Origin of the sequence: Citrobacter sp. Cpa228, assembly GCF_030333085.1 — a bacterium.
Lineage (GTDB): Bacteria > Pseudomonadota > Gammaproteobacteria > Enterobacterales > Enterobacteriaceae > Citrobacter > Citrobacter pasteurii.
Window position 1 is genome coordinate 36,584 of sequence record NZ_JAOWGQ010000035.1, and the last position, 15,600, is coordinate 52,183.

Sequence of the window (15,600 nt, forward strand, 5' to 3'; positions counted from 1 at the left end):
TTCTGAAAGTTATACCGTTTCCAGTCGGGCATAGGCCGCCACCAGCCATTTGATCCCCTGCCCCTGGAACGCGACCTGCAAACGACTGTGCTCGCCGCTGCCTTCCAGATTGACAATGGTGCCCTCGCCAAACTTGGCATGGCGCACGCGCTGGCCAAGTTTGTAACCGGTATCGTTTTCCGCCATTGGCGTGCCCATTCGCTGATGGCTCACCGGACGACTGACCGTGGCGCGCAGACGTACCTCTTCAACACACGCCTCCGGCAGTTCACCAATAAATCGCGACGGGCGATGGTAAACCTCTTTGCCGTACAGACGACGCGTTTCGGCGTAGGTCAGCGTCAGTTTTTGCATCGCACGGGTTACGCCGACGTAGGCCAGGCGGCGTTCCTCTTCGAGACGTCCGCCTTCGTCCAGCGACATCTGGCTGGGGAACATGCCTTCTTCCATGCCGACGATAAACACCTGCGGGAACTCCAGACCTTTCGCCGAGTGCAGGGTCATCAGCTGTACCGCGTCCTGCCAGGTATCCGCCTGCCCTTCGCCCGCCTCCAGCGCGGCGTGAGACAGGAACGCCTGCAGCGGCATTAAATCTTCGTCTTCTTCGTTGTAGCTGAACTGGCGCGTTGCCGTTACCAGTTCGTCTAAGTTTTCAATACGCGTCTGGCCCTTCTCGCCTTTTTCCTGCTCGTACATCATGCGCAGCCCGGAGTCTTTAATCACCCGGTCAGTCTGCACGTGCAGCGGCATATCGGCGGTCTCCTGCGCCAGGGCATCAATCAGTTCCATAAAACGCTGTAAGGCGCTGGCCGCACGACCCGCAAGGGCTTTTTCCTGCAACAGTTCACGACAGGCCTGCCACAGCGTTAGCTGGCGGTCACGCGAAGTCTGGCGCACCACATCCAGCGTACGATCGCCAATCCCGCGGGTGGGCGTATTCACTACGCGCTCAAACGCCGCGTCGTCATTGCGGTTAGCGATCAGGCGCAGGTAGGAGAGCGCATCTTTGATTTCCTGGCGTTCGAAGAAGCGCATCCCGCCATAAATACGGTACGGCATGCTGGCTTGTAACAACGCCTCCTCCAGTACGCGCGACTGGGCGTTGCTGCGGTACAGAATAGCGCATTGTTCAAGCGCGCCGCCGTTGTCCTGCCAGGTCTTGATGCGGTTAACGACAAAGCGCGCTTCATCGAGTTCATTGAACGCGCAGTACAGCGAAATCGGTTCACCGTCGACGCCGTCGGTCCACAGCTTTTTACCCAGACGCCCGTTGTTGTTCTCAATCAGGGCGTTAGCCGCGCTGAGGATATTGTTGGTCGAGCGGTAATTCTGCTCCAGGCGAATGGTTTCTGCGCCCGGGAAGTCAGTGAGGAAGCGCTGGATGTTTTCCACCTGCGCCCCGCGCCAGCCGTAGATCGACTGGTCGTCATCGCCGACGATCATCACTTTGCCGGTATCGCCTGCCAGCAAGCGGATCCAGGCGTATTGAATGTTGTTGGTATCCTGGAATTCGTCCACCAGGATATTGGTAAAGCGTTCGCGATAGTGCTGCAGAATATGCGGTTTGTTGAGCCACAGTTCATGGGCGCGCAGCAGCAGCTCGGCGAAATCCACCAACCCGGCGCGATCGCACGCTTCCTGGTAAGCCTGATACACTTTCTGCCAGGTTTGCTCAACCGGGTTGCCATAGCTCTGCAGATGGTGCGGGCGCAGCCCTTCGTCTTTCTGACTATTGATAAACCACATCGCCTGACGCGGCGGCCACTGCTTCTCATCCAGGTTCATCGCCTTGATCAGGCGCTTGAGCAGACGCAACTGGTCTTCGCTGTCGAGGATCTGGAAATCCTGCGGCAGGTTGGCATCCATATGGTGCGCGCGCAACAGACGGTGCGCCAGACCGTGGAACGTACCCACCCACATACCGCCCTGGCTGGTTCCCATGATCTGACCAATACGGTGGCGCATTTCCGCCGCCGCTTTGTTGGTAAAGGTTACTGCCATAATGGAGTATGGCGAGTTGTTCTCTACCGTCAGTAACCAGGCGATACGGTGCACCAGCACGCGCGTTTTACCACTCCCCGCGCCAGCCAGAACCAACATGTTGCTGCGTGGCGCGGCCACAGCCTGGCGCTGTTCGTCATTGAGGCTATCGAGCAGGTAAGAAACGTCCATTGGCACCGCCGCGTAAAAGTAGGTAAGGCGGAAAAGCGTAGCGCCATCCGCCAAAAAGCTGGGTATATATACAGAGTTCTGCTGGTGATTATATCAGCGAGGTCAGAGATGCCAACTGTGAAATTTCGATATGCGGCAGCAAACGACTGTCTGCGGTGTGCATCAGGTCGGCATTTTCCGGTTTGATCCAGCAGGCCTGCATACCACAACGGATGGCGCCCGCGACGTCTGTCGTCAGGTCATCGCCCACGTGCAGAATCTCGCCAACGGGCATGTTCAGTTTTTCCGCCGCCAGCGCGTACATGTCGCTGAACGGTTTTGATCGTCCGTCGGGACCGGCGCGCAGCACAAACTCAAAATAATCGCCCAGGCCAAACAGTTCCGGCTGCGCGTTACCGTTGGTAATCGCCACCAGCGGCCATTTGCGGGCCAGCGCCTTCAGCGTGTCATGCGTCGCCTGCGGGACATCAATACGGCTACGCCATTTGGCGAAATTCATCATCGCCGCATTCGCTCCCATTCTGGCTTCTGCCGCTGACAACCCCGCCTCCAGCATAGCGCGCTCTACAGCACGGTGACGCCATTGGGTAACGTCGTGGTAGATTTCCGGCTCGGCGTCGCGAACGGCCTGACGTAAGCGCTGGAGGTCGCTATTTTGCAGCGAACTCAGCGCCGGATGGTAATTCTGTACAAACGCGAGCGCTTCCTGCTCGGTGCGTGTGATAACGGGACGGTTATCGTAAAGGGTGTCATCAAGGTCAAAGGTGAGCGCAGAAATGCGCCCCAAAGGCCGGTAAAAACGCATTATTTCCCCCGTTTGGCGCGCGGATGCGCCGCATCGTACACTGAAGCCAGGTGTTGAAAATCAAGATGGGTATAGATTTGGGTCGTGGAGAGATTGGCATGACCCAATAACTCCTGCACGCCACGCAGATCGCCGCTCGACTCCAGCATATGCGTCGCAAAGGAGTGGCGTAATTTGTGGGGATGTACGTGGCTGTTCAGCCCCTGCCTGATACCCCATTCAGCAAAGCGTTTCTGCACGTTCCGCGCAGAGATGCGTTTGCCCAGTTTTGACAGAAATAACGCATCGTCATCGCAGCCAAACAGTCCGCGCAGATCCAGCCAGTGCTCAATCCACGCCACCGCATTGCGGCCAATCGGCAGGCGACGCTCTTTACTGCCCTTGCCCATCACCCATACTTCGCCGGTGTCGAGATCGAGATGTTTAATATCCAGCCCAACCAGTTCAGACAGACGTAGCCCTGCGCCGTACATCACTTCCAGCATCGCGCGGTCGCGCACGGCGAGGGGATCGTTGAGGTCGATATCCAGCAGGCGATTAACGTCGTCGACATCGATATTTTTAGGCAGATGACGCGGTGCTTTGGGTGCGGAAACGCTTTTTGCCGGATTAGCGTTCAGCTCGCCCTGACTGACCATCCAGTCGAAGAAACTGCGCAGCGCAGACAGGCGCAAAGCCAGGCTCGCCGGTCCCAACCCTTTACGGCGACTGCGCACGGCAAAACTACGAACCATGAGCGCATCACACTGCTGCCAGCTTTTCAGACCGGTTTCACCGGCTAACGCGATAATGGCATCAAGCTGACGCTGATAATTAAGCAATGTGATCGGGCTAAGCTGGCGCTCAACGCCCAGATAGCGCAGAAAGCGCGCCACATCCTGAGAAAGGGGGGAGTCGGTCATACGCGTTCAATCCAGCGCTCCAACAGCTCCGGCAACATCAGCGAGATTTCCTGCAATAACTGTGTTCCTTGCCCTTGCTGGTAATGATTAACGTCACGACTGCTGAACAACATCACGCCAAGGGATCCATCCTGCCCGAGCATCGACATCGCCACCGAGCCGATGGCTTTCGCTTCCGGCATCATGATCAACAGTTCCGGGCCGTGGAGTGGCCCAAGGTAGTGCTGTGACTGACCAAGACGCTGAATGCGCAGCGGTTCGAAAGCCTGGCGGCTTAATGCCAGATGGGTGAATTTTGAGGGCGCGCCAAGTCGCCAGCGATCCGGGAACAAACGAACCGTCGCTCCCGCCAGCCCTAACTCACGCGCCCAGCGATGAAGTCGCATCAGCATGTCGTCGAGACTGTTCGCGGACACCAGTCGTCCTTGCAGATTTAACAGTCGATAGAACAGGCTTTCGTTGGCATTCGCTTGTTCCATCAACAACGCCATATTCTCTTCCAGCACGTTGATATGATTGCGTGCCCGAGCCATATGCCATTCAACTAAAGAGATCGTGCCCCGCACCGGGTGCGGGACGCGCATCGCTTCAACCGCTTGAGCATTACGGATAAAAAACTCAGGATTACGTTGCAGATAATCGACGACCGCCCGGTCGTCCAGTTCCATGAGCGTTTCCTGTAGTTCTTCCCCTGGTTGCTTCATAAGTGAATAAATCCGTCGTAGACATGTGCCGCCGGGCCAGTCATATATAACGGATGACCCGGACCTTTCCAGGCGATATCAAGTCGGCCGCCCGGTAATTCCACCCTCACTTCATCTGCCAGCAGGCCCTGCTGAATACCGACAGCGACAGCCGCACACGCGCCGCTGCCGCAAGCCTGCGTTTCACCCGCACCACGCTCATAGACGCGCAGTCGGATATGCTCGCGCTTCACCACCTGCATAAAGCCAATATTAGCGCGTTCAGGGAAGCGTTCATGGCTTTCCAGAACCGGCCCCAGTGTTTCTACCGTGGCTGTATCAACATCATCAACCTGAATTACGCAGTGCGGATTACCCATTGAAACCACGCCGCACAATACTGTCTGCTCGGCCACTCGCATAATATAGGTCTTCTCTGCTTTATTGGCACGGAAAGGAACCTGCGAGGGTTCAAAGTTGGGTTCCCCCATGTTGACCCGCACCAGCTCATCATCCGTTACGCTTAATACCATGCGGCCATTCGCAGTACTGACACGAATATCACGCTTATTGGTCAGCCCTTTCAGGCGCACAAAGCGGGCAAAGCAACGAGCGCCATTGCCACACTGTGACACTTCACTGCCATCAGCATTAAAAATGCGGTAATGGAAATCCAGCTCCGGATCGTACGGCGGCTCGACGACCAGCAGTTGATCGAACCCAACACCCAGATGCCTGTCAGACAAGCGACGGATCAGCTCGGGTGAGAAAAAGACATTCTGCGTTACCGCGTCGACGACCATAAAATCGTTGCCAAGGCCATGCATTTTAGAGAATTGCATCATTCACTCCGTTCACGCGGGTACAGAAACTTACCGTCAGTAATTCACCTGAGAAGGTCCATCACTGATTCCACGATCGTTTTTATCCGGCGTCGTAGATTGTGCTGGTGACTGAATGCTCTTCGTCGGAGGCGGCGCGTTTTTGTCTGCTGGCGGGAAATAGAGAGGTCCCTTCAGACCACAGCCCGTCAGGCTGAACAGTGTAAAAAGTACAGCGAGTGCCTGAAACACGTTTTTCATTATGGATTGCCTGTAAGTTCATGCTTTCTGTTTTCTATCATCGCAGGAGAAGGCGTAAAAGCAAGAGTTTGGCTAAAAACTGCAACGTGATTTATTCCGCGTTATACTGCGACCATCACGAAAAACAGGATAAAAAAATGAACGACAGTGAATTTCATCGCCTTGCCGACACCCTGTGGATGACCATTGAAGAGCGCCTGGACGACTGGGATGGCGACAGCGATATCGATTGTGAAATCAACGGCGGCGTGCTGACCATCAGCTTCGAAAACGGCAGCAAAATTATTATTAACCGTCAGGAGCCGCTGCACCAGGTGTGGCTGGCGACCAAACAGGGCGGCTACCACTTTGATCTGAAAGGCGACGAGTGGATCTGCGATCGTAGCGGCGAAACGTTCTGGGATCTGCTGGAACAGGCGGCAACGCAACAAGCGGGTGAAGAGGTTAGCTTCCGTTAAGTTGTAGTGCCGGATGCGCTTCGCTTATCCGGCATCATGTTCACGAAAAATACTGCTGCAACAGCGGTGTGTCGTTATCCTGACTGGTTTGCGGGACTGGACTAATCGGCTGGGTGCGGAACGGAATCACCTGCGCGCGCCCGTCGGTTTTCACAATCTGATAGAACTGCGGCAGGTTAAAGTTGATGAAGCTGGAGCCGTAAGTGAAGCGATCGTGCGACGATGAATAGAAGCGACTGACATCCCGCACCAGCTCTTCTTTACTGCCTTCACAGTGGTGATACACCTCGACACGGTTACTCTCATCCAGAATGTAGATGTTAAAGCCCTGCTCATCACCCGTCTCTTCAAAAAAGAACTGAATGATCCCTTCGCTGGCAAACCCGTCCACCACCGACGGAAGTTTCACATGGTTAGTCTCAACCTGAACGGAAAGCCCGTGCAGTTTGTTATGTGAAATAGCACCATAGAATTCAATCGCGTTTTCCAGCTTCTGTACCGAGACGTTCAGGCGTTCGAAGAACAGCCCCCACGTCTGGCCGGAAACACGCAGTGCTTTAAAGCGTCCGGTTTCCTGGCGCGTACTGGACAGGCGTAATTCGATGCACTCAGACACCAGTTGCTGTACGCGGGTACGAATTAAACCGCGCAGATGCTGGCTATAGCAGAAGACCTCAACGCTATCCGGCGGCGCGGCATCCTGATGCATTTTGCCCAGAATCGTTTTTAACGCTTCAATCATCGCCTGCTCGCCGTTGAAGTGCAGGGTTCGCACTTCATTCCACGAGTTGCGATACAGCAGGTCTACGCTACCCACCAGGCAATTTTGCTCTTCGCCAAAGCTGAAGACATCCAGCTTACGGAAATCAAAATGCACCACCTGATTGCGGAATGCCGCCGTCGGGTCATATTCGAGGTTAACAATAATCGCCAGATGGCGAATTTCGCACGGGCTGTACAGCGCTTTTGGCGTCGGTGCCGGCAGACGCAGCGGGAAGTGGTGCGACACGTCGGCGACCATTTCCTGCAGCTTCGGCAAATCAACAATGCCGTTGCCCTTAATAAACAAATGCGTACGCGAGGTCAGCAGGCCATTGAACCAGGCCCACGCCACCAGCTTGTTGAGATAGCGGTTATATTCCAGCGGCTGATGGCTGATGATCGAGTCCATGTTAGGCGCGCGGTTGTAGAGATACCAACCCGAACGGTTGGCACGACCCGGCGGTACATGGATAAAGGTCAGATTCGGTTCCGAGAGATCCGGTGAGATCTGCGGGTTCACCAGCGTCACTTTGCCGGGCAAGGCTTCAAACGCAGCATACAGCTTACGGGTCAGCACACCGATATCCTGCGGACTGGCGCTGACGCTGAGGTTATTGCGCCGCGCAAAGCGGATCAGGTTACGATAGCTCTGCATCATCGCATCGAGCAGTTCGTTGTGCGCTTCGCGTACCTGGTCAATTTTCCAGTTAGCGCGGTTATCCAGCATGGTCAGGCGGGCATCATCCCAGCCCCACTCTGTCACTAATTGACTTAATACTTCACGACGCCAGCCCACGCAGGCACGTTCACGGCTCAGTTTCTCACAGACTTTTAAGTAGAAACATCGACGCACTAAATCCAGACGCGTCGGGTCTTCGATCGCCGTGAGGTATTCGGTCACGCGCTCCAGCATCATGCAGTATGGGTCGAGACCAAAAGAGACAATCTCGCCGTCGTGCAGGCGCTGTTTAATGTCTTTCGCCAACAGGCGTGGATTGGGGTATTCCCAGGAATACGCTTCCAGCAGCAGCGTTTTCAGCACCGCTTTGTACGGGGAGTCGATACTCTTGTACAGCTGCCAGAGGCTGGCGCCAAAATACTCTTCGGCAGAGAGCGAACTGAGCCCGCCGAGATCCAGCCATTCATTTGGCGTTAGCACCCCTTGTGCGTAGAGCGTCATGACGTAATCGTCGTAGTGCTCTTCTTCGTCTCCCGGCACCATATTCCACAGAATACGTTTACCCGCGAGGCGCACAGCGGTGCGATAGAATTCATCCAGCAACAGGATATGCTGCGTCGAGCCACAGTCTTCACCCCCCAGACTGCCGCTTTCATTGTGACGGAAACGGTTTTCATCAATCAGGAAGAAACTGACTTCCACGCCCAGCGAAGCGGCCCAACTTTCCAGCAGGCTGCATTTACGTTGCAGCAACTGCCGCTCTTCGCTATCCAGCCAGGATTGATGGCAGACCCAGATATCAAGGTCAGACGAACAGCTTTGCCCTACCGAAGAGGTACTGCCCATCGAGTAAACGCCAGTGATCGGCAGTTCGCCCTTCGGCGGGTCCTGCGGCGACATGCCGCGGTACAGTTCCAGCTCGTTCAGGTAGTGGCGTTGGGTTTCATCAGGCGTGTAAAGGCATATGCCTTTGGGAACGTTACCATCGAGGTAACCCGGCATCAGCGGATGGTGGTAGTGCAATAATGTCGGCAGCAGACTGTATACCTGCTGGAAAGCAGGTCCCATGGCAGCAAGCGCGCGATCCACACGCAGTTGATTTATGGCATCCAGTCTCTGTTTCAGAGTCTCAATATAGAGGTACAAGACGTATCGCCTGATGTTGCATCCATCATGGTGTCGATAGCGGCGGCGCAAACGCTCACCACCCTCGCTCATCAATCCGGATAAACCGTATGTCAAAAATAACCGTTACCTTTTTCCCCTGCACTTTTATTAGTTACAGATGAAAAAATGGTCTAAAACGTGATCAATTTAACACCTTGCTCATTGACCGTAAAGAAAGATGCGCTACATACAAGTGTAGCACCGTTCGTTACGTGTAAATTCCTTCATACGGTCGGGAGGTTTCTCGTCATTAATCACTGCCAGTGATGATGCAGCGCCTTTTCCTCTCACTTACGTTTGAGCGTAACGCTGACATCCCTTTGATAAGGATGTTAGGATGGTCAATGATTGATAATGACGGTAACAAGCATGTTAGACAATGTTTTGAGAATTGCCACACGCCAAAGCCCCCTTGCGCTCTGGCAGGCACATTATGTCAAAGACGCCTTAATGGCAAACCACCCCGGTCTGATCGTGGAACTGGTTCCTATGGTAACCCGTGGCGACGTGATTCTGGATACCCCGCTGGCGAAGGTCGGGGGGAAAGGGTTGTTTGTTAAAGAGCTGGAAGTCGCACTGCTGGAAAAACGCGCAGACATCGCCGTGCATTCCATGAAGGATGTGCCGGTCGAATTTCCTGAGGGTCTTGGGCTGGTTACTATTTGCGAGCGTGAAGATCCGCGTGATGCTTTTGTCTCCAATAAGTACAACACGCTGGATGAGCTGCCAGCAGGTAGCATCGTTGGAACGTCCAGCTTACGTCGCCAGTGCCAATTGGCAAAACAGCGCCCGGATCTCATCATCCGCTCACTGCGCGGCAACGTAGGCACTCGCCTGAGCAAACTGGACAACGGCGACTACGACGCCATTATTTTGGCCGTCGCCGGATTAAAACGCTTAGGACTGGAGTCGCGAATCCGCGCAGCACTGGCACCAGAAGTGTCTCTGCCTGCGGTCGGACAAGGCGCGGTGGGGATCGAATGTCGACTCGACGATCAGCGCACTCAGGCACTGTTAGCGCCACTCAACCATGAAGAAACAGCCCTGCGCGTAAAAGCAGAACGTGCCATGAACACCCGCCTGGAAGGGGGATGTCAGGTGCCTATCGGCAGTTATGCCGAACTCATCAACGGTGAGATTTGGCTGCGGGCGCTGGTTGGCGCGCCTGACGGTTCACAGATGGTATGTGGAGAACGTCGTGGCGCCGCGCAGGATGCTGAACAAATGGGCATATCTCTGGCAGAAGAGCTGCTGGAAAACGGTGCTCGCGCCATTCTGGCTGAAGTTTATAACGGAGATGCCCCCGCATGAGTATTCTGGTCACCCGCCCATCTCCCGCTGGGGAAGAGTTAGTGAGCCATCTGCGCACACTGGGGCAGGTGGCCTGGAGTTTTCCGCTCATCGAGTTTTCACCTGGTCGGGAACTGGCAACACTTGCTTCCCGACTGTCGGCGCTGGCGGAGAACGATCTGGTCTTCGCCCTCTCGCAGCACGCCGTTACCTTTGCAGATGCCGAGCTTCAGCAGCAAGAGAAAAGCTGGCCATCCCTTCCGCGATATTTTGCCATTGGCCGTACAACGGCGCTGGCGCTGCATACTGTCAGCGGCTTCAATATTCACTACCCTCTGGATCGGGAAATTAGCGAAGTCTTGCTACAATTACCTGAATTACAAAATATTGCGGGAAAACGCGCGCTTATATTACGCGGCAACGGTGGCCGTGAGCTGATAGGTGAAACCCTGACGGCACGCGGAGCCGATGTCGATTTTTGTGAATGTTATCAACGCAGTGCAAAATATTACGATGGTGCAGAAGAAGCGATGCGCTGGCAATCCCGTGGCGTAACCACGGTGGTCGTCACTAGCGGAGAGATGCTACAACAGCTCTGGACGCTTATTCCACAGTGGTATCGTGAGCACTGGTTACTACGCTGTCGGCTGCTGGTCGTCAGTGAGCGTCTGGCGCACCTCGCCCGGGAACTGGGCTGGCAAGATATTAAGGTCGCTGATAACGCCGACAACGATGCGCTACTACGCGCATTACAATAACTCTCATAATGGGATGCCATAATGACGGAACAAGAAAAATCCTCCGCCGTGGTTGAAGAGACCAGGGAGGCCGTGGAAACCACGTCACAGCCAGTTAATACTGAAAAAAAGAGTAAAAACAGCACGGCGCTGATTCTGAGCGCTGTGGCGATTGCTATTGCACTGGCAGCAGGCGTTGGGCTGTACGGCTGGGGAAAACAACAGGCAACAACACAAACGGCAACCAGCGATGCGCTGGCGAACCAACTGACGGCACTGCAAAAAGCGCAGGAAAGCCAAAAAGCTGAGCTGGAAGGTATTATTAAGCAGCAGGCAACACAGCTGGATGAAGCCAATCGCCAGCAGACTGCGCTGGCCAAACAGCTTGATGAGGTTCAGCAAAAAATCGCCACTATCTCCGGAAGCGATGCCAAAACCTGGCTGCTGGCGCAGGCCGATTTTCTGGTGAAACTGGCGGGGCGTAAATTATGGAGCGATCAGGACGTGACCACCGCCGCAGCGTTGCTGAAAAGCGCCGATGCCAGCCTGGCTGACATGAATGACCCCAGTTTAATTGCCGCTCGTCGCGCGATTACCGACGATATCGCCAGCCTCTCTGCGGTAACTCAGGTCGACTATGACGGCATTATCCTCAAGGTAAACCAGCTCGCTAACCAAATTGATAACCTGCGTCTGGCTGATAACGATACCGATGATTCACCGATGGATTCTGACAGCAGCGAGCTTTCCAGCTCCATTAGCGAATGGCGCGTCAATCTGCAAAAAAGCTGGCAGAACTTTATGGACAGTTTTATCACCATTCGCCGTCGTGATGAAACCGCCGTCCCGCTACTGGCACCAAACCAGGATGTTTACTTACGTGAGAACATCCGTTCACGCCTGCTAGTGGCGGCGCAAGCCGTACCTCGCCATCAGGAAGAAACATACCGCCAGGCGCTGGAAAATGTCTCCACGTGGGTTCGCGCCTATTACGATACTGACGATGCGGCGACAAAAGCGTTCCTTGAAGAGGTCGATCAACTGAGCCAGCAAAGCATCAGCATGGACGTACCGGAAACGCTGCAGAGCCAGGTTATTCTTGAGAAGCTAATGCAGACTCGTGTGCGTAATTTGCTGGCCCAGCCGTCCACATCTCCGGCTGAAGCCGCACCTGCACCAGTACCTCAGGCAGACGTACCGGCAACCGCGCCGCAGGGAGAATAATGATGCTAAAAGTATTATTGCTCTTTGTGCTGTTGATTGCCGGGATCGTCGTTGGTCCGATGATTGCTGGTCATCAGGGCTATGTTCTGATCCAGACGGATAACTACAACATCGAAACCAGCGTGACGGGTCTGGTGATCATTCTGATCGTCGCGATGGTCATTCTTTTTGCGATTGAGTGGCTGCTGCGCCGTATATTCCGTACTGGTGCGCATACCCGCGGCTGGTTCGTGGGGCGTAAACGCCGTCGTGCGCGTAAGCAGACCGAGCAGGCGCTGCTTAAACTGGCAGAAGGCGACTATCAGCAGGTTGAAAAGCTGATGTCAAAAAATGCCGATCACGCAGAACAGCCGGTGGTGAATTACCTGTTGGCGGCAGAAGCGGCTCAGCAGCGTGGTGATGAAGCCCGAGCTAATCAACACCTTGAACGCGCAGCCGAACTCGCCGGAAATGATACGATCCCGGTCGAAATCGCCCGTGTTCGCCTGCAACTGGCGCGTAATGAAAACCATGCCGCACGCCACAGCGTAGACAAACTGCTGGAAGTGACGCCACGTCATCCGGAAGTCTTGCGCCTGGCTGAACAGGCTTATATTCGCACCGGTGCGTGGAGTTCTTTGCTGGATATCATTCCATCAATGGCGAAAGCGCATGTTGGTGATGAAGAACACCGTGTGATGCTGGAACAGCAGGCATGGGTGGGTCTGATGGATCAGGTTCGCGCCGATCAGGGCAGCGAGGGGTTACGCGCATGGTGGAAAAACCAGAGCCGTAAGACTCGTCATCAGGTTGCCCTGCAGGTGGCGATGGCAGAACATCTGATTGAGTGTGACGATCACGATACGGCACAGCAAATCATCATCGATGGTCTGAAACGTCAGTATGACGACCGCCTGGTGCTGCCGATCCCACGTCTGAAAACCAACAACCCGGAACAGATAGAAAAAGTACTGCGCCAGCAAATTAAAGTGGTGGGCGACCGCCCACTGCTGTGGAGTACGCTTGGTCAGTCATTGATGAAGCACGGTGAATGGCAGGAAGCTACGCTCGCCTTCCGTGCCGCGCTTAAACAACGCCCGGATGCATACGACTACGCCTGGCTTGCCGACGCACTGGACAGGCTGCATCAGCCAGAAGAGGCGGCAACAATGCGGCGTGATGGCCTGATGTTGACCTTGCAGAACAACAACCCTCCGCAGTAACTCCCTCTTGCCCGGTGGCGTTTTGCTTACCGGGCCCACTCCCTATGTGCAAATCATTCATGAAGCAGCTTGAAGGATGGCGTGTATATGCATAAAAAAACGCCCGCTCGGTAAGGAGCAGGCGTTAAACAGGTCTGTATGACAACATAAATGGGTGCTTCACTCAACGTTATGTCCATGGTGTTTGATGAAGCTAAAGCGACATCTGTCAGTGGACGATAAGCACCGTAAACGGCTCTGCATCATTCCTGAGTTTATGAGGCCTGATGGCGAACATAAGAGATGGAATGAGCATCTACACGCATATTATTACACAGCGTATGCGGTGATTGCACTGTAAAAACCAGGGATTGCGGCTTTTTAGGACTTCATGACATTTGGGGGAGAAGAGGGACAAAAGTGAAGAACAGAAAACAAAAAACCCCGCCGAAGCGGGGTTCAAAATTGGTCGGCGAGAGAGGATTCGAACCTCCGACCCACTGGTCCCAAACCAGTTGCGCTACCAAGCTGCGCTACTCGCCGTTTTACTGCTTTTTGAATTTTTAGTTCAATTCTTTAAGTCGTGGTGCGAGGGGGGGGACTCGAACCCCCACATCCTAAGGACACTAACACCTGAAGCTAGCGCGTCTACCAATTCCGCCACCTTCGCATTTCACAACTTTAAATTAATGGGGTGGCTAATGGGATTCGAACCCACGACAACTGGAATCACAATCCAGGGCTCTACCAACTGAGCTATAGCCACCACTGCAAATCTTTTACGCGGTATTAAAACCACCGCAGCTCCGGCACCTTACTAAATGGTGCGCCCGACAGGATTCGAACCTGAGACCTCTGCCTCCGGAGGGCAGCGCTCTATCCAGCTGAGCTACGGGCGCTTAGCGCCGTTGCGGGGCTGGATATTACGGAGGTCTCGGTCTGCTGTCTAGTGCTTTTTTAAAATAAATTATCGTTTGGTCACGCTTTGTGCGTTTTGTCGCTTATTCCTGCAATTTTTGGGCTGTGCCATGACGATTCAGGCCAAAAACCTTATAAATGAGCGTCACCGCCAGTAAGAAGCCAATGCCAACAAACAGCGACATTCGGGTATCTTCATTAAAGTACATGCCAATTAATACGCAAATCAGGAACGCCATCGTCAAATAATTCGCCCACGGGAACAAAATCGAGCGGAAAGGATGACTGGCGATCGCCGCCTTATGGGCCTGACGGAAACGCAGCTGGCTTATCAGGATCACAAACCATGGCACCATCCCCGGCAGTACGCTGGCGCTATAAACATAAACGAATACGCGCTGCGGGTTGGGAATGATGTAGTTCAGGCACGAACCAATCAGCAGGATCGCGATAGAAATGGCCACACCGGCAACCGGTACGCCATGGTGAGAAACTTTTCCAACAGCGGCGGGTAGTTGGCGATTCTTTGCCAGCGCATAGAGCATGCGCCCGCAGCTGTACATCCCGCTGTTACAGCCAGACAGCGCCGCCGTCAGGACCACAAAGTTGATAATCCCAGCGGCTGCTGTGATACCAATCCTGGCAAAAGTGAGAACGAACGGGCTGCCGTTGCTGCCAATCTCATTCCACGGGAAGATAGTGACGATAACAAAAATCGCGCCCACGTAGAAAATCAGGATACGCCACAGGACCTTACCCACTGCGCTACGTAGTGTGACCTGTGGATTCTTCGCTTCACCAGCCGTGATGCCGATCAGCTCCACGCCCTGATAGGAAGCAACAACAATACACAATGCTGTCAGGAACCCTTTCCAGCCACCCGCGAAGAAGCCGCCATGCTCGGTCAAATTGCCAAAGCCGATCGCCTGACCACCGTTACCAAAGCCGAAGAAAATCACCCCTACGCCAATGACAATCATCACAATGATGGTGGTCACTTTAATCATGGCAAACCAGAATTCGATTTCACCATACAAGCGAACTGCTGCCAGGTTTGCCAGCGCCACCAGACCCACCGCAATCAACGCGGGTATCCATTGCGCCATTTCCGGGAACCAAAACTGCACGTAGACCCCAATGGCGGTAATCTCCGAGATCCCCACCGCCATCCACATAAACCAATATGACCATGCGGTAAGATAGCCAAAGAAGGGGCTCATATAACGGTGAGCGTAAACGGCGAATGAGCCGGTGACCGGCTCCAGGAACAACATCTCCCCCATGGAGCGCATGATGAAGAAGACGAACAGCCCAGCGACGATATACGCCAGCAGAACCGACGGTCCAGCCCATTTCAGGGTACTGGCAGCCCCCATAAACAGTCCGACGCCAATGGTGCCGCCAAGGGCAATTAATTCGATGTGACGAGCCTCCAGCCCACGCTGTAGCTCAGATTTATTCTCTGCCATAGATCCTCTTGTTGTGTTTGCATTGTTTCCGGTATTACCGGTTATCGTTATGGGTACATCGTTTTTTTGCC

Annotated in this window: 13 protein-coding genes and 4 tRNA genes; 5 read left to right on the plus strand and 12 right to left on the minus strand. The window is 54.4% G+C overall.

What is annotated here, in order from left to right; translation table 11 throughout:
- Positions 1-9: 9 nt before the first annotated feature.
- The 6 genes from uvrD to lptM all read right to left on the minus strand — a co-directional run bounded on the left by uvrD (position 10) and on the right by lptM (position 5,644).
- Entirely contained in the window at positions 10-2,172 is a 2,163-nt protein-coding gene (gene uvrD, locus OGX91_RS04100) for a DNA helicase II (protein ID WP_003017922.1), read from the minus strand.
- 88 nt (positions 2,173-2,260) lie between these two features.
- Entirely contained in the window at positions 2,261-2,977 is a 717-nt protein-coding gene (gene yigB / locus OGX91_RS04105; RefSeq protein WP_149691809.1) for a 5-amino-6-(5-phospho-D-ribitylamino)uracil phosphatase YigB, read from the minus strand.
- Positions 2,977-3,879 (minus strand): tyrosine recombinase XerC, encoded by a 903-nt coding sequence (gene xerC, locus OGX91_RS04110; protein ID WP_199947997.1) that lies wholly within the window; start codon positions 3,877-3,879, stop codon positions 2,977-2,979. Before xerC ends, yigB begins: the two co-directional genes overlap by 1 nt.
- Positions 3,876-4,583 (minus strand): DUF484 domain-containing protein, encoded by a 708-nt coding sequence (locus OGX91_RS04115; RefSeq protein WP_286625526.1) that lies wholly within the window; start codon positions 4,581-4,583, stop codon positions 3,876-3,878. Before OGX91_RS04115 ends, xerC begins: the two co-directional genes overlap by 4 nt.
- Positions 4,580-5,404, minus strand: coding sequence for a diaminopimelate epimerase (gene dapF / locus OGX91_RS04120; protein WP_040230073.1), 825 nt, complete (start codon positions 5,402-5,404; stop codon positions 4,580-4,582). The genes OGX91_RS04115 and dapF overlap by 4 nt, the downstream gene beginning before the upstream one ends.
- 36 nt (positions 5,405-5,440) lie before the next feature.
- Positions 5,441-5,644 (minus strand): LPS translocon maturation chaperone LptM, encoded by a 204-nt coding sequence (gene lptM / locus OGX91_RS04125; RefSeq protein WP_005133315.1) that lies wholly within the window; start codon positions 5,642-5,644, stop codon positions 5,441-5,443.
- A gap of 137 nt (positions 5,645-5,781) precedes the next feature.
- Here lptM and cyaY point away from each other — a divergent pair, with 137 nt between their 5' ends.
- Positions 5,782-6,102: an iron donor protein CyaY gene (cyaY, locus tag OGX91_RS04130; protein ID WP_003828967.1), complete on the plus strand. Its 321-nt coding sequence runs from the start codon at positions 5,782-5,784 to the stop codon at positions 6,100-6,102.
- Positions 6,103-6,142: 40 nt separating this feature from the next.
- Here the strand turns inward: cyaY and cyaA are convergent, their stop codons facing one another.
- Positions 6,143-8,689, minus strand: coding sequence for a class I adenylate cyclase (gene cyaA / locus OGX91_RS04135; RefSeq protein ID WP_149691806.1), 2,547 nt, complete (start codon positions 8,687-8,689; stop codon positions 6,143-6,145).
- A 390-nt stretch (positions 8,690-9,079) separates the two neighbouring features.
- On the opposite strand from cyaA, the gene hemC reads away from it, so the two are divergent.
- Genes hemC through hemY form a run of 4 tightly spaced genes read left to right on the plus strand, consistent with a single transcriptional unit; the run spans position 9,080 to position 13,163 of the window.
- Positions 9,080-10,021, plus strand: coding sequence for a hydroxymethylbilane synthase (gene hemC / locus OGX91_RS04140; RefSeq protein ID WP_005133320.1), 942 nt, complete (start codon positions 9,080-9,082; stop codon positions 10,019-10,021).
- A complete protein-coding gene (hemD, locus tag OGX91_RS04145) occupies positions 10,018-10,758 on the plus strand; it encodes a uroporphyrinogen-III synthase (RefSeq protein WP_286625528.1) in 741 nt (246 codons plus the stop codon). The genes hemC and hemD overlap by 4 nt, the downstream gene beginning before the upstream one ends.
- A gap of 21 nt (positions 10,759-10,779) precedes the next feature.
- On the plus strand, positions 10,780-11,961 hold the full coding sequence (gene hemX, locus OGX91_RS04150; RefSeq protein WP_005133324.1) for a uroporphyrinogen-III C-methyltransferase: 1,182 nt from the start codon (positions 10,780-10,782) through the stop codon (positions 11,959-11,961).
- Between the two features lie 2 nt (positions 11,962-11,963).
- Positions 11,964-13,163 (plus strand): protoheme IX biogenesis protein HemY, encoded by a 1,200-nt coding sequence (gene hemY, locus OGX91_RS04155; RefSeq protein ID WP_005133325.1) that lies wholly within the window; start codon positions 11,964-11,966, stop codon positions 13,161-13,163.
- A 445-nt stretch (positions 13,164-13,608) separates the two neighbouring features.
- On the opposite strand, the gene OGX91_RS04160 is transcribed toward hemY, so the two are convergent.
- The 5 genes from OGX91_RS04160 to thrP form a co-directional block, all read right to left on the minus strand.
- Positions 13,609-13,685: transfer RNA gene (locus tag OGX91_RS04160), tRNA-Pro, on the minus strand.
- Between the two features lie 41 nt (positions 13,686-13,726).
- A tRNA-Leu gene (locus OGX91_RS04165) sits at positions 13,727-13,812 on the minus strand.
- Between the two features lie 20 nt (positions 13,813-13,832).
- Positions 13,833-13,908: transfer RNA gene (locus OGX91_RS04170), tRNA-His, on the minus strand.
- A gap of 56 nt (positions 13,909-13,964) precedes the next feature.
- A tRNA-Arg gene (locus OGX91_RS04175) sits at positions 13,965-14,041 on the minus strand.
- A 102-nt stretch (positions 14,042-14,143) separates the two neighbouring features.
- Entirely contained in the window at positions 14,144-15,529 is a 1,386-nt protein-coding gene (gene thrP / locus OGX91_RS04180; protein WP_286625531.1) for a bifunctional threonine/serine APC transporter ThrP, read from the minus strand.
- Positions 15,530-15,600: the final 71 nt, after the last annotated feature.

Excerpts from the sequence above, each read along its gene's own strand:
- yigB (WP_149691809.1), bottom strand. The coding sequence starts at position 2,977 with ATGCGTTTTTACCGGCCTTTGGGGCGCATTTCTGCGCTCACCTTTGAC.
- xerC (WP_199947997.1), bottom strand. The coding sequence starts at position 3,879 with ATGACCGACTCCCCCCTTTCTCAGGATGTGGCGCGCTTTCTGCGCTAT.
- hemY (WP_005133325.1), top strand. The coding sequence starts at position 11,964 with ATGCTAAAAGTATTATTGCTCTTTGTGCTGTTGATTGCCGGGATCGTC.
- cyaY (WP_003828967.1), top strand. The coding sequence starts at position 5,782 with ATGAACGACAGTGAATTTCATCGCCTTGCCGACACCCTGTGGATGACC.
- OGX91_RS04115 (WP_286625526.1), bottom strand. The coding sequence starts at position 4,583 with ATGAAGCAACCAGGGGAAGAACTACAGGAAACGCTCATGGAACTGGAC.
- thrP (WP_286625531.1), bottom strand. The coding sequence starts at position 15,529 with ATGGCAGAGAATAAATCTGAGCTACAGCGTGGGCTGGAGGCTCGTCAC.
- hemC (WP_005133320.1), top strand. The coding sequence starts at position 9,080 with ATGTTAGACAATGTTTTGAGAATTGCCACACGCCAAAGCCCCCTTGCG.
- dapF (WP_040230073.1), bottom strand. The coding sequence starts at position 5,404 with ATGCAATTCTCTAAAATGCATGGCCTTGGCAACGATTTTATGGTCGTC.
- lptM (WP_005133315.1), bottom strand. The coding sequence starts at position 5,644 with ATGAAAAACGTGTTTCAGGCACTCGCTGTACTTTTTACACTGTTCAGC.
- uvrD (WP_003017922.1), bottom strand. The coding sequence starts at position 2,172 with ATGGACGTTTCTTACCTGCTCGATAGCCTCAATGACGAACAGCGCCAG.
- hemD (WP_286625528.1), top strand. The coding sequence starts at position 10,018 with ATGAGTATTCTGGTCACCCGCCCATCTCCCGCTGGGGAAGAGTTAGTG.
- hemX (WP_005133324.1), top strand. The coding sequence starts at position 10,780 with ATGACGGAACAAGAAAAATCCTCCGCCGTGGTTGAAGAGACCAGGGAG.